This is a genomic window from Kitasatospora sp. NPDC088548 (genome assembly GCF_044753005.1).
Classification (GTDB): Bacteria; Actinomycetota; Actinomycetes; order Streptomycetales; family Streptomycetaceae; genus Kitasatospora.
In genome coordinates, this window is record NZ_JBIVMI010000033.1 from 80,487 (window position 1) to 100,798 (window position 20,312).

General features: G+C 71.0%; 16 protein-coding genes. 12 read left to right on the forward strand and 4 right to left on the reverse strand.

The annotated features are described in order from the left end of the window. Positions 1–23 precede the first annotated feature (23 nt). From ACIP82_RS32545 to ACIP82_RS32555, 3 genes are all read right to left on the reverse strand, one after another. On the reverse strand, positions 24–809 hold the full coding sequence (locus ACIP82_RS32545) for an ABC transporter ATP-binding protein (RefSeq protein ID WP_363608965.1): 786 nt from the start codon (positions 807–809) through the stop codon (positions 24–26). A 244-nt stretch (positions 810–1,053) separates the two neighbouring features. Then, on the reverse strand, positions 1,054–2,448 hold the full coding sequence (locus ACIP82_RS32550) for an aspartate aminotransferase family protein (protein WP_363608967.1): 1,395 nt from the start codon (positions 2,446–2,448) through the stop codon (positions 1,054–1,056). Beyond that, on the reverse strand, positions 2,445–2,918 hold the full coding sequence (locus ACIP82_RS32555) for an Lrp/AsnC family transcriptional regulator (protein ID WP_030243538.1): 474 nt from the start codon (positions 2,916–2,918) through the stop codon (positions 2,445–2,447). Before ACIP82_RS32555 ends, ACIP82_RS32550 begins: the two co-directional genes overlap by 4 nt. 257 nt (positions 2,919–3,175) lie before the next feature. Here ACIP82_RS32555 and ACIP82_RS32560 point away from each other — a divergent pair, with 257 nt between their 5' ends. The 3 genes from ACIP82_RS32560 to ACIP82_RS32570 all read left to right on the forward strand — a co-directional run bounded on the left by ACIP82_RS32560 (position 3,176) and on the right by ACIP82_RS32570 (position 7,530). Further along, entirely contained in the window at positions 3,176–4,669 is a 1,494-nt protein-coding gene (locus ACIP82_RS32560) for a gamma-aminobutyraldehyde dehydrogenase (RefSeq protein WP_363608969.1), read from the forward strand. Positions 4,670–4,886: 217 nt separating this feature from the next. Continuing rightward, positions 4,887–6,245 (forward strand): aspartate aminotransferase family protein, encoded by a 1,359-nt coding sequence (locus ACIP82_RS32565; protein WP_363608971.1) that lies wholly within the window; start codon positions 4,887–4,889, stop codon positions 6,243–6,245. Positions 6,246–6,315: 70 nt separating this feature from the next. Continuing rightward, positions 6,316–7,530, forward strand: a complete 1,215-nt coding sequence (locus tag ACIP82_RS32570; RefSeq protein ID WP_363608973.1) for a spermidine/putrescine ABC transporter substrate-binding protein — start codon at positions 6,316–6,318, stop codon at positions 7,528–7,530. Positions 7,531–7,565: 35 nt separating this feature from the next. On the opposite strand, the gene ACIP82_RS32575 is transcribed toward ACIP82_RS32570, so the two are convergent. Further along, the gene (locus tag ACIP82_RS32575; RefSeq protein ID WP_400658712.1) at positions 7,566–9,218 is read right to left on the reverse strand and encodes a PucR family transcriptional regulator; all 1,653 of its coding nucleotides are present in this window, start codon (positions 9,216–9,218) and stop codon (positions 7,566–7,568) included. 438 nt (positions 9,219–9,656) lie between these two features. Between ACIP82_RS32575 and ACIP82_RS32580 the strand changes: the two genes are divergently transcribed. The 9 genes from ACIP82_RS32580 to ACIP82_RS32620 all read left to right on the forward strand — a co-directional run bounded on the left by ACIP82_RS32580 (position 9,657) and on the right by ACIP82_RS32620 (position 20,130). Then, positions 9,657–11,171 (forward strand): gamma-aminobutyraldehyde dehydrogenase, encoded by a 1,515-nt coding sequence (locus ACIP82_RS32580; RefSeq protein WP_400658714.1) that lies wholly within the window; start codon positions 9,657–9,659, stop codon positions 11,169–11,171. 59 nt (positions 11,172–11,230) lie between these two features. Then, positions 11,231–12,484: a spermidine/putrescine ABC transporter substrate-binding protein gene (locus ACIP82_RS32585; RefSeq protein ID WP_363608979.1), complete on the forward strand. Its 1,254-nt coding sequence runs from the start codon at positions 11,231–11,233 to the stop codon at positions 12,482–12,484. Positions 12,485–12,528: 44 nt separating this feature from the next. Beyond that, a complete protein-coding gene (locus tag ACIP82_RS32590; protein WP_363608981.1) occupies positions 12,529–13,674 on the forward strand; it encodes an ABC transporter ATP-binding protein in 1,146 nt (381 codons plus the stop codon). Continuing rightward, a complete protein-coding gene (locus tag ACIP82_RS32595; protein ID WP_400658717.1) occupies positions 13,671–14,600 on the forward strand; it encodes an ABC transporter permease in 930 nt (309 codons plus the stop codon). The genes ACIP82_RS32590 and ACIP82_RS32595 overlap by 4 nt, the downstream gene beginning before the upstream one ends. Then, positions 14,600–15,403 (forward strand): ABC transporter permease, encoded by an 804-nt coding sequence (locus tag ACIP82_RS32600; protein ID WP_363608985.1) that lies wholly within the window; start codon positions 14,600–14,602, stop codon positions 15,401–15,403. The genes ACIP82_RS32595 and ACIP82_RS32600 overlap by 1 nt, the downstream gene beginning before the upstream one ends. Before the next feature lie 58 nt (positions 15,404–15,461). Then, positions 15,462–16,856, forward strand: coding sequence for an FAD-dependent oxidoreductase (locus ACIP82_RS32605; protein ID WP_363608987.1), 1,395 nt, complete (start codon positions 15,462–15,464; stop codon positions 16,854–16,856). 186 nt (positions 16,857–17,042) lie between these two features. Continuing rightward, positions 17,043–17,474 carry a hypothetical protein gene (locus ACIP82_RS32610; RefSeq protein ID WP_363608989.1) on the forward strand — a complete coding sequence of 144 codons (432 nt, stop codon included), beginning with the start codon at positions 17,043–17,045 and terminating at the stop codon, positions 17,472–17,474. A 109-nt stretch (positions 17,475–17,583) separates the two neighbouring features. Beyond that, entirely contained in the window at positions 17,584–18,381 is a 798-nt protein-coding gene (locus ACIP82_RS32615) for a hypothetical protein (RefSeq protein ID WP_400658720.1), read from the forward strand. Between the two features lie 225 nt (positions 18,382–18,606). Further along, on the forward strand, positions 18,607–20,130 hold the full coding sequence (locus ACIP82_RS32620; RefSeq protein WP_363608993.1) for a CoA-acylating methylmalonate-semialdehyde dehydrogenase: 1,524 nt from the start codon (positions 18,607–18,609) through the stop codon (positions 20,128–20,130). Positions 20,131–20,312: the final 182 nt, after the last annotated feature.

The window sequence follows — 20,312 nt, forward strand, 5'->3', positions numbered from 1 at the left end:
ACTCTTTCAGCCGCGGGGCGGCGTCAGCGGCGGGTGGCCGATACGGCGGCGGCTCCGGCCGCTCCCGGTGTGCCGACTGTTCCGGGGGCTCCAGGGGCTCCGGGGAGACCGCGCGGGACGGGGGCGGCGGGGGCGGTCAGCCGGCCGTCGACGAGGGCGACGGAGCGGTCCGCGAACCGGACGAGCTCGGGATCGTGGGTGGCCAGGACGAGGGTGAGCTGGTGGGAACGGGCCGCGCTGGTCAGTATCCGCAGGACCTGGTCGGCGGCCTCGCGGTGCAGCGGCGCGGTGGGGTCGTCGGCGAAGACGACGGGCGGCAGCGGGGCGAGCGCGCGGGCGACGGCGATCCGCTGGCGCTGGCTCTGGAGCAGCCGGTCGGGCCGCTGCCTGGCGGCCTCGCCCACGTCGAGTCGCTCCAGCCACTCGTCGGCGGCGGTGTACGCGGCCTTGTTGCCGGCCCCGGCCAGCAGCAGGGGCAGCGCGACGTTCTCACGGGCGGTCAGTTCGGGGACCAGGTGCGGTTCGGAGCCGACGAAGCCGAAGCGGTCGCGGCGCAGCCGCTCGCGGCCGGCCCGGGCCAGGGTGTGCACGGGGGCGCTGTTGAACCAGACCTCGCCCTCGTCGACCGGGAGGAGGGCGGAGAGACAGCCGAGCAGGGTGCTCTTGCCGGAGCCGCGCGGGCCGGTCACGGCCAGTACCTCGCCCTCCCGGACGCCGAGCGAGATGCCGCGCAGGGCCGGGGTGCCGTGATGGGACTTGACGATCCCCCGGGCCCACAGCACGTCGTTGTCAGGCGGGGCCGCTGACATGAGGTTCCATCCTGGGTGGCCGCAGGGATATGACACTCGTCAGATTAGAACGACTGGAGCCGGGCGCGGGTGCGGCGCACTGGTCCATAACGGGCAAATCGCCCGCAATCAGGCGTGTTTGGTCGGGGAGATCGTCCGAAAAAACCGGAGGGAGGCGGCCGGGAGGGGCCGCGAACGCCGAAGGGCGGTCCCGCGGGGAGCGGGACCGCCCTTCGGCGGAGGGTGAGGAAGAAAGATCAGGTGGTCAGATCTTCGCCCACGCGTCGGTGAGGCTGGTCCGCAGGATCTGCTCGATCTCGTCGAAGGTCGACTGGTCGGAGATCAGCGGCGGGGCCAGCTGGATCACCGGGTCGCCACGGTCGTCGGCGCGGCAGTACAGGCCGTTGTCGAAGAGCGCCTTCGACAGGAAGCCGTAGAGCACGCGCTCGACCTCGTCGTCGTTGAACGACTCCTTGGTGACCTTGTCCTTCACGAGCTCGATGCCGTAGAAGTACCCGTTGCCGCGGACGTCGCCGACGATCGGCAGGTCGCGCAGCTTGTTCAGGGTGCCCAGGAACGCCGACTCGTTGTCGAGGACGTGCTGGTTCAGGCCCTCGCGCTCGAAGATGTCGAGGTTGGCCAGCGCCACCGCGGAGGAGACCGGGTGGCCACCGAAGGTGTAGCCGTGCAGGAAGGTGTTGTCACCCTTGTAGAACGGCTCGGCGAGGCGGTCCGAGATGATCGTGGCGCCGATCGGGGAGTAGCCCGAGGTCATGCCCTTGGCGCAGGTGATCATGTCGGGCTGGTAGCCGAACTTGTCGGCGCCGAACATGGTGCCGAGGCGGCCGAAGGCGCAGATGACCTCGTCCGAGACCAGCAGCACGTCGTGGCGGTCGCAGATCTCGCGCAGGCGCTGGAAGTACCCGGGCGGCGGCGGGAAGCAGCCGCCGGCGTTCTGCACCGGCTCGACGAAGACGGCGGCGACGGTCTCGGCGCCCTCGTTGAGGATCGCGACCTCGATCTCGTCGGCGCACCAGCGGCCGTACGCCTCGGGGTCGACCGTGCCGTCGGGGCCGGCCAGGAAGGCCGGGGCGCGGTAGATGTTGGTGTTCGGGGCCTTGTGGGTGCCCGGCACCAGCGGCTCGAACGGGGCCTTCAGGCCCGGCAGGCCGGTGATGGACAGGGCGCCCTGCGGGGTGCCGTGGTAGGCGACCGCACGCGAGATGACCTTGTACTTGGTGGGCTTGCCGGTCAGCTTGAAGTACTGCTTGGCAAGCTTCCAGGCGGTCTCGACGGCCTCGCCGCCACCGGTGGAGAAGAAGACCTTGTTCAGGTCGCCCGGGGCGTAGTTGGCCAGGCGCTCGGCCAGCTCGACGGCCTTCGGGTGGGCGTAGCTCCACACCGGGAAGAAGGCGAGCTCCTTGGCCTGCTTGGCAGCGGCCTCGGCGAGCTCCTCGCGGCCGTGGCCGGCCTGGACGACGAACAGGCCGGCGAGGCCGTCGAGGTACTTGCGTCCCTTGTCGTCCCAGACGTAGGTGCCTTCGCCCTTGACGATCGTCGGCACGGGGGAGTTCTCGTACGACGACATGCGGGTGAAGTGCATCCACAGGTGGTCGTAGGCGGTCTTGGAAAGGTCCTTCTGCGCCGGGTCGGCTGTCATCGGGTGCCCCAGGTGTAGGTCTGTTTCCGGAGCTTCAGGTAAACGAAGCTCTCGGTGCTCCGCACGCCGGGAAGCGCGCGGATGCGCTTGTTGATCAGTTCGAGCAGGTGCTCGTCGTCCTCGCAGACCAGTTCGGCCAGGAGGTCGAACGAGCCTGCGGTGCAGACGACGTAGTCGACCTCGTCGAGGGCGGCCAGCGCGTCGGCGACGGGTTCGATGTCTCCTTCGACCCGGATCCCGACCATCGCCTGGCGGGTGAAGCCGACGGTGAGCGGGTCCGTGACGGCGACGATCTGCATCACACCCTGGTCGAGCAGCTTCTGGACGCGCTGCCGTACGGCTGCCTCGGACAGGCCGACGGCCTTGCCGATGGCGGCGTACGGGCGGCGCCCGTCCTCCTGGAGCTGCTCGATGATCGCCTTGGAGGCGGCGTCGAGGGGAACGCTGGCGTTCCGGTCGCGGTTGGCCACGCCGCCACTGTGCCCGATCGGACCTCTGTTCGCAAGCGTGGCAGCTGCTGATTTCGTCGCGATCTTGGAAATCGCATGCGGATTTCATCGCCTGGGCGTGCTTGGTCTGTCGATTCCAGCAGTTGTACGGCTAACCTGGCCCGGTACGCGCGCAGCTTCGCAGTGGAGCGCGCGTTCCCCCACCAGTGGACCGTGCCGCTTCGGGCTCGGCCACTCGGCATCGGAGGACGGCCGACCGGCAGGTGTGTCGACGTACCATGGCGCCGGACTCTGCAACGCCGCAGGACCAGACCGAGGAGAGACCCGTGAGCGACCTTCGCGCGCTGCGCAACTACATCAACGGTGAGTTCGTCGATGCGGCCGACGGCCGCACGCTCGACATCGTGGATCCCACCACCGGCGAGGTCTACGCGACGTCCCCGCTGTCCGGCGCCTCCGATGTGGACGCGGCCATGGCCTCCGCCGCCGCCGCCTTCCCGGTCTGGCGCGACGCCACCCCGAGCACCCGCCAGAAGCTGCTGCTGAAGATCGCGGACGCGGTCGAGGCGCGCGCCGACGAGATCGTCGACGCCGAGGTCCGCAACACCGGCAAGCCCCGCGCGCTGACCCTCTCCGAGGAGATCGGCCCGATGGTGGACCAGATCCGCTTCTTCGCCGGCGCCGCCCGCCTGCTGGAGGGCAAGGCCGCCGGTGAGTACATGGACGGGATGACCTCGATCGTCCGCCGTGAGCCGGTCGGCGTCTGCGCGCAGGTCGCCCCGTGGAACTACCCGATGATGATGGCCGTCTGGAAGTTCGCCCCGGCGATCGCCGCGGGCAACACCGTCGTGCTCAAGCCCTCGGACACCACCCCGGCCTCCACCGTGCTGCTGGCCGAGATCATCGGCGGCGTCCTCAAGGAGCTGGACCTGCCGGCCGGCGTGTTCAACGTCATCTGCGGCGACCGCGAGACCGGCCAGGCCATGGTCGAGCACCCCACCCCGGCGATGGCCTCCATCACCGGCTCGGTCCGGGCCGGCATCTCGGTCGCGGAGTCGGCGGCCAAGGACGTCAAGCGCGTTCACCTGGAGCTGGGCGGCAAGGCCCCGGTCGTGGTCTTCGAGGACGCCGACATCGCCGAGGCGGTCGAGGGCATCTCGGTGGCCGGCTTCTTCAACGCCGGCCAGGACTGCACCGCCGCCACCCGCGTGCTGGTGCACGAGTCGATCCACGACGCCTTCGTCGAGGCGCTGGCCAAGGCCGCGGCCGAGACCAAGACCGGTGGCGTGGACGACGAGGACGTGCTCTACGGCCCGCTGAACAACGCCAACCAGCTGAAGCAGGTCTCCGGCTTCATCGACCGCCTGCCGGCGCACGCCAAGGTCGAGGCCGGTGGCCACCGGGTCGGCGAGGTGGGCTACTTCTACGCCCCGACCGTGGTCTCCGGCCTGAACCAGGACGACGAGATCATCCAGAACGAGGTCTTCGGCCCGGTCATCACCGTGCAGAAGTTCTCCGACGAGGACCAGGCCGTCGGCTACGCCAACGGCGTCGAGTACGCGCTGGCCTCCTCGGTGTGGACCAAGGACCACGCCCGCGCGATGCGGATGTCGCGCCGGCTGGACTTCGGCTGCGTCTGGATCAACACCCACATCCCGCTGGTCGCCGAGATGCCGCACGGTGGTTTCAAGAAGTCCGGCTACGGCAAGGACCTCTCCTCCTACGGCTTCGAGGACTACACGCGGGTCAAGCACGTCATGACCGCGATCTGAGCGGGTCATGGCTATCTGGCGGGGTATGACCGCGATCTGAGCGGGTCATGGCCATCTGGCGGGGTATGACCGCGATCTGACGCTGATCGTGTGATCTGACAATGGGCCCGGGTCGTTTCGACCCGGGCCCTTGCCCTGTCACCCTGTCGGCCGTTCGCATGACCGCCTGACACGATGAACCTGCACTTCACGGGTGGAACTCCCTAGCCTTACCGGCATGAGCATCCCCACCGCCGACTCAGCCGCCGGCCAGGCCGTCAAGGCCGCCGACCGCGCGCACGTCTTCCACTCGTGGTCCGCCCAGGCGCTGATCGACCCCCTCGCGGTGGCCGGCGCCGAGGGCTCGTACTTCTGGGACTACGAGGGCAACCGCTACCTCGACTTCTCCTCGCAGCTGGTGAACACCAACATCGGCCACCAGCACCCGAAGGTGGTCGCCGCGATCCAGGAGCAGGCGGCGAAGCTCTGCACCATCGCGCCCGGCTTCGCGGTCGAGTCGCGCAGTGAGGCCGCCCGGCTGATCGCCGAGCGCACCCCCGGCGACCTCGACAAGATCTTCTTCACCAACGGCGGTGCCGAGGCCAACGAGAACGCCATCCGGCTGGCGCGGCTGCACACCGGTCGCCAGAAGATCATGTCGACGTACCGCTCGTACCACGGTGCCACCGCCAACGCGATCGCCCTCACCGGCGACCCGCGCCGCTGGCCCAACGAGAGCGGTGTCTCCGGTGTCGTTCACTTCTGGGGCCCGTACGCCTACCGCTCCAACTTCCACGCCGAGAACGAGACGCAGGAGTGCGAGCGCGCGCTGCAGCACCTGGAGCAGGTGATCGCGTTCGAGGGCCCCGGCACCATCGCGGCGATCATCCTGGAGACCGTGGTCGGCACCGCGGGCATCCTGATCCCGCCGCCGGGCTACCTGGCCGGGGTACGGGAGATCTGCGACCGCTACGGCATCGTCTTCATCCTCGACGAGGTGATGGCGGGCTTCGGCCGCACCGGCGAGTGGTTCGCCGCCGACCACTGGGGTGTCACCCCGGACCTGCTGACCTTCGCCAAGGGCGTCAACTCCGGCTATGTGCCGCTGGGCGGCGTGGCGATCAGCGCGGAGATCGCCGCCACCTTCGCGGAGCGGCCGTTCCCCGGCGGGCTCACCTACTCCGGCCACCCGCTGGCCTGCGCCTCGGCCGTCGCCACCATCAACACGATGGCGGAAGAGGGCATCGTCGAGAACGCCAGGCACATCGGCGAGACGGTGCTCGGCCCGGGCCTGCGCGAGCTGGCCGAGCGCCACCCCTCGATCGGCGAGGTCCGCGGCCTCGGCGTGTTCTGGGCGCTGGACCTGGTCAAGGACCGCACCACCCGCGAGCCGCTGGTGCCGTACAACGCCGCGGGCGCCGCCAACGCGCCGATGGCCGAGCTGGCCGCCGCCTGCAAGCAGCGCGGGCTCTGGCCGTTCGTCAACATGAACCGCTTCCACGTCGTCCCGCCGTGCACCGTCACCGAGGAGGAGGCCAAGACCGGCCTCGCGGTGCTCGACGAGGTGCTGTCGCTGACCGACGCGCACACTGTCTGAGGAACCGACAAGGACGGCCCCGGGTCTTGCTCGTGCGCCCGGGGCCGCCGCATGCCCGGAAGGCCCATCCATGCCCAGCACCACCCTCACCCGCCGCCCCCTCGACGGCCGCCGCAGCGGACGCGGCCGGCTCACCCGCCGCTCCGTGCTCGGCACCGCCGGGCTGCTCGGCGTCGGCACCCTGACCGGCTGCGGCATCCCGGCCGCCTACGTCGACGAGGACCGCCGCTCGGCCCCGGACCGCTCGGAGCAGGAGAAGCGGCTGGCGTTCTCCAACTGGACCCAGTACATCGACGTCGACGACAGCGGCCGGCGCCCGACCCTGGACGCCTTCACCGAGCAGACCGGGATCAAGGTCACCTACACCGAGGACATCAACGACAACGACGAGTTCTTCGGCAAGATCGGCCCGGTCCTGACCCAGGGCACCGACCCCGGCCGGGACCTGATGGTGGTCAGCGACTGGATGGCCGGCCGGTACGTCTCGCTCGGCTGGGTACAGGCCATGGACCGGGCCAACCTGCCCAACGTCACCGCCCAGCTGGACCCGCAGCTGGCCGATCCCGCCTTCGACCCCGGGCGCAAGCGCAGCGTGCCGTGGCAGTCCGGGATCACCGGCATCGCCTACAACCGCAAGGCGCTCGGCCGGGAGATCAGGTCCACCGCCGACCTCTGGGCACCCGACCTCAAGGGCCGGGTCACCCTGTTCGCCGGTCTGGACGAGGCGCTCGGCCTGCTGATGCTCGCCCAGGGCGCCGACATCGCCGCCTTCACCGACGACGACGCGCACCGGGCGATGGACCTGGTGCAGAAGATGGTCGACGCCCGGCACGTCCGCCGCTTCACGGGCAACGACTACACCAGCGACCTGGCCTCCGGCGCGGCGCTGGCCTGTCAGGCCTACTCCGGTGACGCCGTCCAGCTGACCGCCGAGAACCCGGACATCGAGTTCGTGGTGCCCGAGGAGGGCGGCGAGCTCTGGGCGGAGAGCCTGCTGATCCCCAACCGGGCCGGGCACAAGCGCAACGCCGAGCTGCTGATCGACCACTACTACCAGCCCGAGGTGGCCGCCGAACTGGCCGCCTTCGTGCAGTACATCTGCCCGGTGCCCGCCGCCCGCGAGGTGCTGGCCGCGAGCGGGGACCAGGAGAAGGCCGAGCTGGCGGAGCACCCGCTGGTCTTCCCGACCGAGGAGATGCGCGCCCGGCTGCGCACCATGCGCGATGTCACCTCCGCCGAGCGGCCCGAACTGCACAAGGTCTGGGGCCGCATCACCGGGGTGTAGCGGGACCGGGCCCGGCGGTCACCGGGCCCCGGTACTCACCGGCGGACGGCGTCCAGCGCGAGCAGCGCCACGTGCAGGGAGAGGCAGGACTCGACCTGGTCGAGATCGACGCCGAGGATCCGCTCGACCTTGTGCAGCCGGTCGTAGAAGGAGGGCCGGGACAGGTGCGCGGCATCGGCCGCCGCGGACTTGTTCCGGCCGTGCTCCAGGTAGATCCGCAGCATCTGGACCAACTGGCCGTTGTGCTCGGCGTCGTAGGCGAGCAGCGGGCCGAGTTCGCGCTCGACGTAGGTCTGCAGCCGGGCGTCGTCGCGCAGCAGGTGCAGCAGACCGCGCAGCCGGACGTCGGGCAGCCGGTAGTAGGCGGCGGCGCGGCCGCCGGGGGAGTCGTGCAGGGCGGCGTCGGCGACCTGGGTGGCCTCCAGCAGGGTGCGCCGGGCGTCGCGGACCGAGCCCACCGAGGAGCCGACGGCGACGACGGGGGCCGGTACGGGGGCGGCGTCCCGGTTGGCGTCCGCCGTCAGCCGGCGCAGCGCGGCGGAGAAGGCGTCCAGCGCGGTGTGCTCGTCCTGCTGGGTGCCGAGCGCGATCAGGACGCCCACCCCCTCGTCGTCCAGCGCTCCGACCAGGGCGGAGAGCCGGCAGCCGCGGATCGCGCCGGCCGCCAGCTCGGTGAAGTCGCGCAGCCTGGCCTGGGCCTCCAGGGCGGCCGGGATCGGCCCGCGCCGCTGCCGCAGCACCACCCCGACCAGCCGGCGGCCCTCCAGCGGAACGCCGAGCGCCTGGGCGCGCAGGGCCACCTCGGAGACGGTCAGCGCGTGGGTGAGGATGCCGGAGAGCAGGGTGCGGTGGGTCTGCCGCTCCAGGCTCTCCCGGTCCCGGACGACCAGCCGGTTGAGGGCCAGGGCGGACGCCCCGCGTTCCAGCAGCATCGTGTGCGGGTGGGCCTCGCCCTCCGGCAGCGGTGCCGGGTCCTCGACCAGGACGAGCCGGCCCCAGTCCTGGCCGCGGGCGCCGACCGTGGTCACCAGCCAGCCGCTGCGCGGGTCGTGGCCGGTGCGCCCGGGCGGACGCACCCCGCGCGAGCGGCGCTCCCAGTCCTCCAGCAGTTCGCTCTCCGGCCGGCCGGCGGGGTCATGGGCCAGTACCTGGTGCGCCAGGTTCTCCAGCACGACGGGTGCGCCCGCCATCCGGGCCACCTGGCGGACCACCTCACCGGGTTCGGCGCCCTCCACCACCAGTTCGTTGAAGACCTGGTGGACCGCCTCCGAGGTCCGCAGCTGCTCCAGCTGGGCGTTGACCACCAGGGCGTGCACGGCCTCGGTGACGGCCACGAAGCGCAGCTCGCGGCGGAGCACGATCAGCGGCAGCCCGCGCTGCTCGGCGGCGTGCACCAGGGCGCGGGGGAGCGAGTCGAAGTAGCGCCGGCCGAACTCGACGACCAGCCCGGCCACGCCGACCTCGTCCAGCTCGCGGACGTACCGGGCCAGCCCGTCGCGGTCCTCGGGCAGCGCGATACCGGTGGTCAGCACCAGTTCGCCGCCCTGGAGCACCCCGGCGACATCGGGCAGCTCACTGACGTGGACCCAGCGGACCGGGCGCTCCAGGCGGTCGGCGCCGGCGACGACCTGGGGCAGGCCCCGCCGCATCACTTCGAGATCGAGCACGCGGGCGACGGTGGGGAGCATCGCGGGGCCTCCAGGGATCAGAGTGTCAGGTAAATCATCCCTCCTGGCGACGATCTGTTGCCCTCCGTGAACCCTTCCACCCTGTAAGGCCCTTCGCGTCGAGGTTGTCGGAGTGACCCTTGTCACGCCGGGGCGGCAACAGGCATGGTCAGCGGGTCGGCTGTGGCGAGACACCAACATCACCGGCGGAATCCGTCGCGTCACCGGGCAGCGACGGCGGAATCCCTTGTCGGGACGCCGCAGGGCTGCCAGGATCGCGCCATCCCGGAAGATCAACCGGGCCGGATTCCCCCGTACCGCAGACGCGGCGACTCGATCAGTCGGACGACGCCGGTACGGGACCGCCGCCCACCGGCATCTGCGGCATGACGGGAACCGGACGATCGGACGATCGGACGCCATGCGGGCAGCCGAACCACCGGCACTTGGAGGAACCAGATGGACCTGACCGACTTCGGAGCGGGCGCGCAGTACATCGCGGGCCGGCAGAGCCGGGGGAGCGGCGATCCTTTCCAGGTCGTCAACCCGGCCGACGGCAGCGTGGTCGAGCAGATCTCCCTCGCCTCCACCGACCAGGTGGACGCCGCCGTCGCCGCCGCCCGGGCCGCACTGCCCGAGTGGTCCGGCGCCACCCCCGGCGCCCGCTCCGAGGCGCTCACCCGGCTGGCCGCCGTCCTCACCGGGGCCGCCGCCGACCTCGCCCGGGTGGAGACCGCGCAGACCGGCAAGCCGGTCAAGCTCTCCACCGAGTTCGACGTCCCCGGCACCATCGACAACGCCGCGTTCTTCGCCGGGGCGGCCCGCAATCTGGAGGGCAAGGCGGCCGGCGAGTACTCCGGTGACCACACCTCCTACGTGCGGCGCGAGGCGATCGGCGTGGTCGGCTCGATCTCCCCGTGGAACTACCCGCTCCAGATGGCCGCCTGGAAGATCCTCCCGGCCATCGCGGCGGGCAACACCATCGTCCTCAAGCCGGCCGAGCTGACCCCGCTGACCTCGCTGATGTTCGCCCGGGCCTGCACCGCGGCGGGCATCCCGGACGGCGTGGTCAACGTGGTCACCGGCGCCGGACGCACCGCCGGGGAGCATCTGGTCTCCCACCCGGGCGTCGCGATGGTCTCCTTCACCGGCTCCACCCCGGTCGGCAGGCGGGTCGCCGAACTCGCCACCGCGACCGTCAAGCGCACCCACCTGGAACTGGGCGGCAAGGCCCCGTTCGTGGTCTTCGACGACGCCGACCTGGACGCCGCGGTGCACGGCGCGGTCGCCGCCTCGCTGATCAACGGCGGCCAGGACTGCACCGCCGCCACCCGCGCCTACGTCCAGCGCCCGCTCTACGACGCCTTCGTGGCCGGCGTCGCCGAACTGTACGGCGCGATCCGCCTCGGCGACCCGCTGAACCCGCGGACCGACCTCGGGCCGCTGGTCTCCCACACCCACCGGGACCGGGTGGCCGGCTTCGTCGAGCGGGCCCGCTCCTACGGCGCCACCGTCGTCACCGGCGGACGCGCCCCGGAGAAGGGCCACGACGGCACCGACCTCACCCGCGGCGCCTACTACCTGCCCACCCTGATCACCGACGCCGCGCAGGACAGCGAGGTCGTCCAGGGCGAGATCTTCGGCCCGGTCCTGGTCGTGCTGCCCTTCGACAGCGACGACGAGGGCCTGCGGCTGGCCAACGACACCCCGTACGGCCTGGCCGCCTCGGCCTGGACCGGCAATGTGCACCGCTCGCTGCGGGCCACCAGGGAGATCGCGGCCGGCTGCGTCTGGGTCAACGACCACATCCCGATCATCAGCGAGATGCCGCACGGCGGCTACAAGTCCTCCGGCTACGGCAAGGACATGTCGCAGTACTCGCTGGACGAGTACACCCAGGTCAAGCACGTCATGTTCGACACCACGGCGGTGGCCCGCAAGGACTGGCACCGCACCGTCTTCGGAGACAGATAACCCTCACCCAGGGGCGCCCCCCAGCCGCCCCGACCTCTCGCCCCCAGGAGGCCCGTTCCATGGCGTTCAACGAGCTCACCGACGGTCTGCCCGAACCGGTCCGCAAGGCCTGGGAACGCAGTCTGACCAGCGGACGGGCCTCCCTCGGCCGGCGGGCGCTGCTGCGCGCCGCCGCCCTCACCGCCGGCGCGGGCACCCTGGCCGCCTGCGGCATCCCGGCGGCCAGGACCGCCGGGACCGGCGACTCGACCGCGAACGCCGCCAAGGACCTCTCGGACAGCCAGAAGGAGGTGAACTTCTCCAACTGGCCGCTCTACATCGACTCCGACGAGAAGGACAAGGAGCGGCACGGCACCCTGGACGCCTTCACCGCGGCCACCGGTATCAAGGTCAGGTACAACGAGGACGTCAACGACAACGTCGAGTTCTTCGGCAAGGTCAAACCGCAGCTCGCGGCGGGCCAGGACACCGGCCGCGACCTGATGGTGCTCACCGACTGGATGGCCGCCCGGATGATCCGCCTCGGCTGGGCGCAGAAGCTCAACCAGGCCAACGTCACCACCGCGATCACCACCATCGACTCCCGCTTCCGCGCCCCCGACTGGGACCCGGGCCGGCTCTACTCCTACCCGTGGGCCGGCATCCAGGTGGTGATCGCCTACAACAAGAAGGCCACCAAGGGGAAGGAGGTCGCCTCGGTCTCCCAGTTGCTGGACGACCCCGACCTCAAGGGCCGGGTCACGTTCCTCTCCGAGATGCGCGACAGCATCGGCATCACCCTGCTCGACCTCGGCAAGGACCCGGCGAAGTTCACCGCCGACGACTACGACGCCGCGGTCGCCCGGTTGCAGAAGGGCGTCGACAGCAAGCAGATCCGCCGCTTCACCGGGAACGACTACGGCCAGGAGCTCTCCTCCGGCGACATCGCCGCCTGCGTCGCCTGGGGCGGCGACCTGATCCAGCTCCGTGCCGACAACCCGGACATCGAGTTCGTCATCCCGGAGAAGGGCTTCGTCTCCTCGACCGACAACATGCTGATCCCGGCCAAGGCCCAGCACAAGACGAACGCGGAAAAGCTGATCGACTTCTACTACCAGCCGAAGATCGCGGCGCAGCTGGTCGCGGGCATCGGCTTCGTCTCCGCCGTCACCGGGATGAAGGAGGAGCTCGCCGCCCTCGCCCCGGACACCGCGGCCAACCCACTCGTCGTCCCCACCCCCGAGATGGCGGCCAAGGCGCACGTGTTCCGCACCCTCACCGAGACCGAGGAGAGCGACTTCGAGCAGAAGTTCTCCAAACTCATCGGCGCCTGACCTCCCCACTGACGGCAGAGACAGCAGAAACCAGGAAGACACCCATGACAGACCAGCTGCGCGACGCGGCGGCCACGGGCGGCGATGTCCGCCTCACCGGCATCGGCAAGACCTACGGCTCCTTCACCGCCGTCCACCCGCTCGACCTGACCGTCCCCCAGGGCTCCTTCTTCGCCCTGCTCGGCGCCTCCGGCTGCGGCAAGACCACCACCCTGCGCATGATCGCCGGTCTGGAGGAGCCCACCTCCGGCGCCGTCCTGATCGGCGGCCAGGACGTCACCGCCCTGCCCCCGTACAAGCGGCCGGTGAACACCGTCTTCCAGAGCTACGCGCTCTTCCCGCACCTCGACATCTTCGAGAACGTCGCCTTCGGCCTGCGCCGCCGCGGCCGCAAGGACGTCAAGAAGCAGGTCGACGACATGCTGGAACTGGTCGAACTCGGCCCGTACGCCCGGCGCAAGCCGCACCAGCTCTCCGGCGGCCAGCAGCAGCGCGTCGCCGTCGCCCGCGCCCTGATCAACCACCCGCAGGTGCTGCTCCTGGACGAGCCGCTCGGCGCCCTCGACCTCAAGCTCCGCCGCCAGATGCAGCTTGAGCTCAAGCGGATCCAGACCGAGGTCGGCATCACCTTCGTCCACGTCACCCATGACCAGGAGGAGGCCATGACCATGGCCGACACCATCGCGGTGATGAACGGCGGCCGGGTCGAACAGCTCGGCGCGCCCGCCGACCTCTACGAGAATCCCGCGACCACCTTCGTGGCCAACTTCCTCGGCCAGTCCAACCTGCTGCCCGCCGATGTCACCGGCGCCGACGGCGGCGACCTGCTGCTCACCGCCGACGGCACCCGCCTCGCCGTGCCCAGGGCCCGCTGCGCCACCGACGCCAGGAAGGTCCACCTCGGGGTCCGGCCGGAGAAGATCACCATCGAGCACGCCTCCGCCGAGGTCGCCGACGGCCGCAACCGGCTGGCCGGCACCGTGGTCGACTCCAGCTTCATCGGCGTCTCCACCCAGTACCTGGTGCGCACCGACGGGGGCCAGGAGGTGACGGTCTTCGAGCAGAACATGGAGCGCGACGCCCGGATCGTCCCCGGCGCGCCGGTCGTCCTGCACTGGAACCCGGCGCACTCCTTCGCCCTGGACGCCGCGCAGGCGATCGACGCGGGCACCGGGGAGGAGGCGGCATGACCACCACCACCCCGGCGGCGCCGCCGCAAGTCATACCGCTCCCGGAGGCCGCCCGGAAGCCGAAGCGCAAGCTCACCCCGTACTGGCTGCTGCTGCCGGGCATCGCCTGGCTGGTCGTCTTCTTCGCCGTGCCGATGGTCTACCAGGGGTCGACCTCGCTGCAGACCGGCTCGCTGGAGGACGGCTTCAAGGTCACCTGGCACTTCGCCACCTACTGGGACGCCCTGGTCGAGTACCGCTGGCACTTCGTCCGCTCGTTCGGCTACGCCGCCACCGCGACGGTGCTCTGCCTGACCATCGGCTACCCGCTGGCGTACACGATCGCCTTCAAGGCGAGCAAGCGGTGGCGCAACGTCATCCTGATCCTGGTGATCGCGCCGTTCTTCACCAGCTTCCTGATCCGCACGCTGGCCTGGAAGACCATCCTCTCGGACGGCGGCCCGGTGGTCGGCGCCCTCAACGCGCTGCACATCCTGGACGTCACCAGCGCGATCGGCCTCACCTCCGGCGACCGGGTGCTGGCCACGCCGCTCGCCGTGGTCTGCGGTCTGACCTACAACTTCCTGCCGTTCATGATCCTGCCGCTGTACACCTCGCTGGAGCGGATCGACCCGCGGCTGCACGAGGCCGCCGGCGACCTCTACGCCCGGCCGTTCACCACCTTCCGCAAGGTCACTTTCCCGATCTCGCTGCCGGGTGTGGTCGCGGGCACGCTGCTCACCTTCATCCCGGCCTCCGGCGACTACATCAACGCCCAGCTGCTGGGCTCGCCGAGCGAGCAGATGGTCGGCAACGGCATCCAGAAGCAGTTCCTGAACGTGCTCGACTACCCCACGGCGGCCGCGCTGAGCTTCATCCTGATGGCCCTGATCCTGGGCATGGTGACGGTCTACATGCGCAAGGCCGGGACGGAGGAACTGGTCTGATGTCCCGAGTGCTCACATGGGTCCGCGCCCATCTGGTGGTGCTGGCAGGTCTGCTGGCCCTGGCCTACCTGGTGCTGCCCAACCTGGTCGTCCTCGCCTTCTCGTTCAACAAGCCGGTGGGCAAGTTCAACTACGAGTGGTCCGAGTTCTCCACCGACGCGTGGACCAATCCCTGCGGTGTGGCCGACATGTGCCAGTCGCTCTCGCTCAGCCTGCAGGTCGCGGTGCTCGCCACCATCGGCGCCACCGTGCTCGGCACCATGGTCGCCTTCGCGCTGGCCCGCTACCGCTTCCGCGGCCGCTCGGCCACCACCGCGATGATCTTCCTGCCGATGGCCATGCCCGAGGTGGTGATGGCCGCCTCGCTCGGCACGCTCTTTCTCAACATGCGCATCCCGTTCGGCTTCACCACGATCCTCATCGCGCACATCATGTTCTGCCTGAGCTTCGTGGTGACGGCAGTCAAGGCACGCGTGATGAGCATGGACCCCCGGCTCGAACAGGCCGCCCAGGATCTCTACGCGACGCCGACCCAGACCTTCCTGCGGGTCACCCTGCCGCTCGCCGCCCCCGGCATCGCGGCCGGCGCGCTGCTCAGCTTCGCGCTCTCCTTCGACGACTTCATCATCACCCAGTTCAACTCGGGCCCGACCACGGTCACCTTCCCGATGTTCGTCTGGGGCGCCTCGCAGCGCGGCATCCCGGTGCAGGTGAACGTCATCGGTACCGCGATGTTCATCGCCGCCGTCGCGCTGACGGTGGCCGGCCAGTGGCTCGGCAACCGTCGCAAGGCCACCGCCTGACCTACCGTCGGGGTGGCCGCCCAACCATCACCTATGTGCAGAAAGTGGCTGATAATGCATGGACTCCGCCCGCGCGCTCAGTGACGCCAGGCCCACCCCCTTCTGGCTGGAGGACCCGGGCCGGCCGGAGGCGCTGCCCGCCCTGGTCGGCGACGCCACCTGTGACCTGCTGGTCGTCGGCGGCGGCTACTCCGGCCTCTGGACCGCCCTCATCGCCAAGGAGCGCGACCCCTCGCTGGACGTCGTCCTGGTCGAGGGCAACGAGGTGGGATGGGCCGCGTCCGGGCGCAACGGCGGCTTCTGCGCGGCCAGCCTGACCCACGGCTTCGGCAACGGCCTGCAGCGCTGGCCCGCCGAACTCGGCCAACTCGAGCGCCTCGGTGCCGCCAACCTGGACGGCATCGAGGCCACCCTCAAGCGCTACGGCATCGACGCCGAGTGGGAGCGCACCGGCGAGATCGACGTCGCCACCCAGCCCCACCAGCTCGCCGAACTGCACGAGATCGCCGAGGCCGTCGCCGAGTACGGCTTCGACATCACCGTGCTCGACGCCGACGCGCTGCGCGCCCAGGTCGACTCGCCGACCTTCCTCGGCGGGCTCTGGGACAAGGAGGGCGTGGCGATGGTCCACCCCGCCAAGCTCGCCTGGGGCCTGAAGGACGCCTGCCTGCGCCAGGGCGTGCGGATCTTCGAGCACACCAGGGCGCTGGACCTGCGTGAGTACGGCAGCGGCATGGCCGTCCGCACCCCCTACGGCCGGGTCTTCGCCCGCCGGGTCGCGCTCGGCACCAATGTGTTCCCGTCCCTGGTCAAGCGGGTCCGCCCGCTGGTCGTCCCGGTGTACGACTACGCGCTGATGACCGAGCCGCTCAGCGAGGAACAGCTCGCCGCGATCGGATGGAGCGGCCGGCAGGGGCTCAGCGACAGCGCCAACAAGTTCCACTACTTCCGGCTCTCCGCCGACAACCGGATCCTCTGGGGCGGCTACGACGCGGTCTACCACTACGGCGGCCACGTCCGGAACGAGTACGACCAGCGGCCGGAGACCTTCCGCACGCTGGCGCACAACTTCTTCCGCTGCTTCCCGCAGCTGGAGGGCGTGCGCTTCACCCATGCCTGGGGCGGCGCCATCGACACCTGCAGTCGCTTCTCGGCCTTCTTCGACACCGCCTACCGCGGCCGGGTCGCCTACGCGGCCGGGTTCACCGGGCTCGGCGTCGGGGCCACCCGGTTCGGCGCCGAGGTGATGCTCGACCTGCTGGCGGGCGAGCGCACCGAGCGCACCACGCTGGAGATGGTGCGGAGCAAGCCGCTGCCGTTCCCGCCGGAGCCGGTGCGCTGGGCCGGCATCGAGATCACCACGCGGTCCCTGCAGCGCGCGGACCGCAACGGCGGGCACCGCAACCTCTGGCTGCGCACGCTCGACCGGCTGGGGCTGGGCTTCGACAGCTGACCGCCGCGCCTCCGGTCGCGCGTCCGCCGCGGTGATGCGTCCGCTGCGGCGACTTTCGGCCGGGTGACGCATCCGATCGGGTGATCCGTGTAAGAGAGACCCGCCGTCCGCCTCTCGTTGGTGACGGCGGGTCTCGGTTCCCGCCGCGCCGCGAGCAGCGTCAGCGCTGAGGAACGGGGACGGCACATGGAGAGCACCGGACTGCACTGGCTCGCCCAGGCGGCACCGGACCCGGAGGCGTTCAGGGAACAGTGGGAACGCACCGGACTGGGACTGATGCTGTTGCCGGCCGGGCGGAGGTGGGACGTCCTCTCGGTGCCCGGCCGACTCGGCCGGCCGGCCCTGGAGATCCTCGGTGACGGCCTCTGCGGGCCGGTCCTCACCGACTTCGGGGGCGAGAGCGTCGGCTTCCTCGTCCCCGTCGGCACGGCGGCCCGGTGGATCGGCACCGGTGTGCGCTGCGCGGGCGACGGCACCTGGATCGTCGTCCCGCACCCCCGGCCACGCAGCCGGGGAGCGCGCTGGCTCGTCCCGCCCGACGGCTCCGGACGGCTCAACGACCCCGCCCTGCTGGAGCTCGCCCTGCACGAGGCCGCGGCCCGGCTCCGGGACTGGTGAGACGGGAGCCACCGGCGGGGCACCGGAGGGCGAGGGCGGCATCGCGTCGGTTGAAGGGTGGAAGGGGCGCGTGGGGGCGTGGGGCGGGCGGTCGCGTCAGACTGGAGGCGTGACCACCGTCCCGGACGCCGTCGACGCGTCCCTTCGCCCGGGCCCGGCCCAGCTGCGGCTCGCCGAACTGGCCCGGCCCGTCTGCGACCGGCTCGGACTGGCCCTCGCCGGCGGCCATGCCCTGCGGGCCCACGGCGTACCGGCCTGCCCCCAGGACGGGCTGACCCTGGTCACCAGCGGCGGCACCGATCTGCCGGAGGCCGCGGCCGAGCTGGCCGCCGCCTACCGGGCGGTCGGCGGCGGCGTCGCGGAGCGGCCGGGCACGCCCCGGTTGGAGCAGCTCTCCGTCCGGCTCACGCTCGGCGGCCGCACCCACGCGGTGGAGCTGCGCAAGGAACCGCTGGGCCACCGACCGGTCCGGCTCGACCTCGGTGCGCCCGTGCCCGGCGGGCCCGCGCTGACGCTGACGGCCGTCGCCCTGGAGGACGCGGCCGCCCTGGCCACCGCGCTGCTCGCCGACCGCGGCCTGCCGCGCGACCTGATCGACGTACACGCCCTGACCGCCTGGTACCGGGAGGGCGAACTGCTCGCACTGGCAGTCTCGTTGGACGCGGGCTTCCAGCCCGCCGTGCTCGCCGACCGACTGGAGACGCTGGCCGACGCCGCCGACGGACGGTTCCGGGCCCGGGGGTACCCGGGCAGCGCGGTCGGCGGGCTGAAGCGGTGGGCGTTGGCGTGGTCCCAGGATCTGCGACTGGATCTGCTGGAGACCCAGGAGGCGGCGGACGGGTTGCACGACCCGTACCTGGAGGAGACGGACGGCGCCGAGGAGACGGACGGTACGGAGGCGGTCTGAGGGAGGGCCGGCGGGGCTTCGCCCGTTCGGCGGATCCGGCCGACGACCTGTAAGGCTGAATCCCCGATCCCCGTCAGCCTGTTCGTTGAGGTGGGCCGTGGAGGCCAGCAGACTGGGAGATGAGCGCGGTAGCCCCGTGAATCCCGTCGCCCGGCCCGCACACGGGCGGCGCCAGACAAGGGACCGGCGGCAGGACGCCGCCCGGGACTTCGGAGGCAGACGACCTTGAGCAAGCACATCACGCACTGGATCGGCGGCGCGCCCGTCGCCACCGCCGGCGCCGCGCCCCGGCGCGGCGACATCTTCGACCCGGCCACCGGCCAGGTCTCGGGCCACGTCGACTTCGCGGAGATCGCCGAGGTCGACCAGGCCGTCGCGGCCGCCGCCTCGGCCTTCACCGAGTGGCGCAACGCCTCGGTCGCCAAGCGCGCCACGGTGCTCTTCAGCTTCCGCGAACTGCTCAACGCCCGCCGGGACGAGCTGGCCGCGATCATCGTCTCCGAGCACGGCAAGGTGCACTCCGACGCGCTGGGCGAGATCGCCCGCGGTCTGGAGGTCGTCGAGTACGCCTGCGGCATCCCGCAGCTCATCAAGGGCGGCTTCACCGAGCAGGCGTCCACCGGCGTCGACGTCTACTCGATCCGCCAGCCGCTCGGCCCGGTCGCGATCATCTCGCCGTTCAACTTCCCGGCGATGGTGCCGATGTGGTTCTTCCCGATCGCCATCGCGGCCGGCAACACGGTCGTCCTGAAGCCCTCGGAGAAGGACCCGTCCGCCGCCAACTTCCTGGCCGGGCTGTGGAAGGAGGCCGGTCTCCCCGACGGTGTCTTCAACGTCGTCCACGGTGACAAGGCCGCCGTGGACCGGCTGCTGGAGCACCCCGACATCAAGTCGGTCAGTTTTGTCGGCTCCACCCCGATCGCTCGCTACGTGTACGAGACCGGCACCCGCTACGGCAAGCGCGTGCAGGCCCTCGGCGGCGCCAAGAACCACATGCTGGTCCTGCCCGACGCCGACCTGGACCTCAGCGCCGACGCCGCCATCAACGCCGGGTTCGGCGCGGCCGGCGAGCGCTGCATGGCCGTCTCGGTGCTGGTCGCGGTCGACCCGATCGGTGACGAGCTGGTCGAGAAGATCAAGCAGCGGATGGCCACCCTGAAGGTCGGCCCCGGCTGCAACGGTGAATCGGAGATGGGCCCGCTGGTCACCGGCCAGCACCGGGACAAGGTCACCTCCTATGTCGAGTCCGGTGTCGCCGACGGCGCCGAGCTGGCCGTCGACGGCCGGAAGCACCCGATCACCGCCGAGGACAGGAACGGTGCGCCGACGGCGGACGGTTTCTGGCTCGGCCCCACGCTGTTCGACCACGTGAAGCCCGGCATGTCCGTCTACAACGACGAGATCTTCGGCCCGGTGCTGTCGGTGGTCCGCGTCGCCTCCTACGAGGAGGGCGTGGCCCTGATCAACGCCAACCCGTACGGCAACGGCACCGCCATCTTCACCAACGACGGTGGCGCGGCCCGGCGCTTCCAGTTCGAGGTGGAGGTCGGCATGGTCGGCATCAACGTGCCGATCCCGGTGCCGGTCGCCTACTACTCCTTCGGCGGCTGGAAGGCCTCCCTGTTCGGTGACGCGCACGCGTACGGTCCGGACGGCGTGCAGTTCTTCACCCGTGGCAAGGCCGTCACCCAGCGCTGGCTCGACCCCTCGCACGGCGGCATCAACCTCGGCTTCCCGACCAACAGCTGAGCCTCGACCGGCGCCCCGAGCAGCCGGCCGGACCCTTCCCCCAGGGGTCCGGCCGGCTTCTTTGCGCGATGTTTGCTTCCTCCCGCCGATGGGCGTAGTGTTCTCTAGTCGCTCGACAGGGAGCACCGGACACGCATCGGCGCGGACGGTCCCGGGGCGGCCAATCCACGAAACACCACTTC

What these genes read in the sequence shown, in the direction of transcription:
- ACIP82_RS32545 (WP_363608965.1), bottom strand. Translation starts at nt 809, where the DNA reads ATGTCAGCGGCCCCGCCTGACAACGACGTGCTGTGGGCCCGGGGGATC.
- ACIP82_RS32550 (WP_363608967.1), bottom strand. Translation starts at nt 2,448, where the DNA reads ATGACAGCCGACCCGGCGCAGAAGGACCTTTCCAAGACCGCCTACGAC.
- ACIP82_RS32560 (WP_363608969.1), top strand. Translation starts at nt 3,176, where the DNA reads ATGGCGCCGGACTCTGCAACGCCGCAGGACCAGACCGAGGAGAGACCC.
- ACIP82_RS32565 (WP_363608971.1), top strand. Translation starts at nt 4,887, where the DNA reads ATGAGCATCCCCACCGCCGACTCAGCCGCCGGCCAGGCCGTCAAGGCC.
- ACIP82_RS32570 (WP_363608973.1), top strand. Translation starts at nt 6,316, where the DNA reads ATGCCCAGCACCACCCTCACCCGCCGCCCCCTCGACGGCCGCCGCAGC.
- ACIP82_RS32575 (WP_400658712.1), bottom strand. Translation starts at nt 9,218, where the DNA reads ATGCTCCCCACCGTCGCCCGCGTGCTCGATCTCGAAGTGATGCGGCGG.
- ACIP82_RS32580 (WP_400658714.1), top strand. Translation starts at nt 9,657, where the DNA reads ATGGACCTGACCGACTTCGGAGCGGGCGCGCAGTACATCGCGGGCCGG.
- ACIP82_RS32585 (WP_363608979.1), top strand. Translation starts at nt 11,231, where the DNA reads ATGGCGTTCAACGAGCTCACCGACGGTCTGCCCGAACCGGTCCGCAAG.
- ACIP82_RS32590 (WP_363608981.1), top strand. Translation starts at nt 12,529, where the DNA reads ATGACAGACCAGCTGCGCGACGCGGCGGCCACGGGCGGCGATGTCCGC.
- ACIP82_RS32595 (WP_400658717.1), top strand. Translation starts at nt 13,671, where the DNA reads ATGACCACCACCACCCCGGCGGCGCCGCCGCAAGTCATACCGCTCCCG.
- ACIP82_RS32600 (WP_363608985.1), top strand. Translation starts at nt 14,600, where the DNA reads ATGTCCCGAGTGCTCACATGGGTCCGCGCCCATCTGGTGGTGCTGGCA.
- ACIP82_RS32605 (WP_363608987.1), top strand. Translation starts at nt 15,462, where the DNA reads ATGGACTCCGCCCGCGCGCTCAGTGACGCCAGGCCCACCCCCTTCTGG.
- ACIP82_RS32610 (WP_363608989.1), top strand. Translation starts at nt 17,043, where the DNA reads ATGGAGAGCACCGGACTGCACTGGCTCGCCCAGGCGGCACCGGACCCG.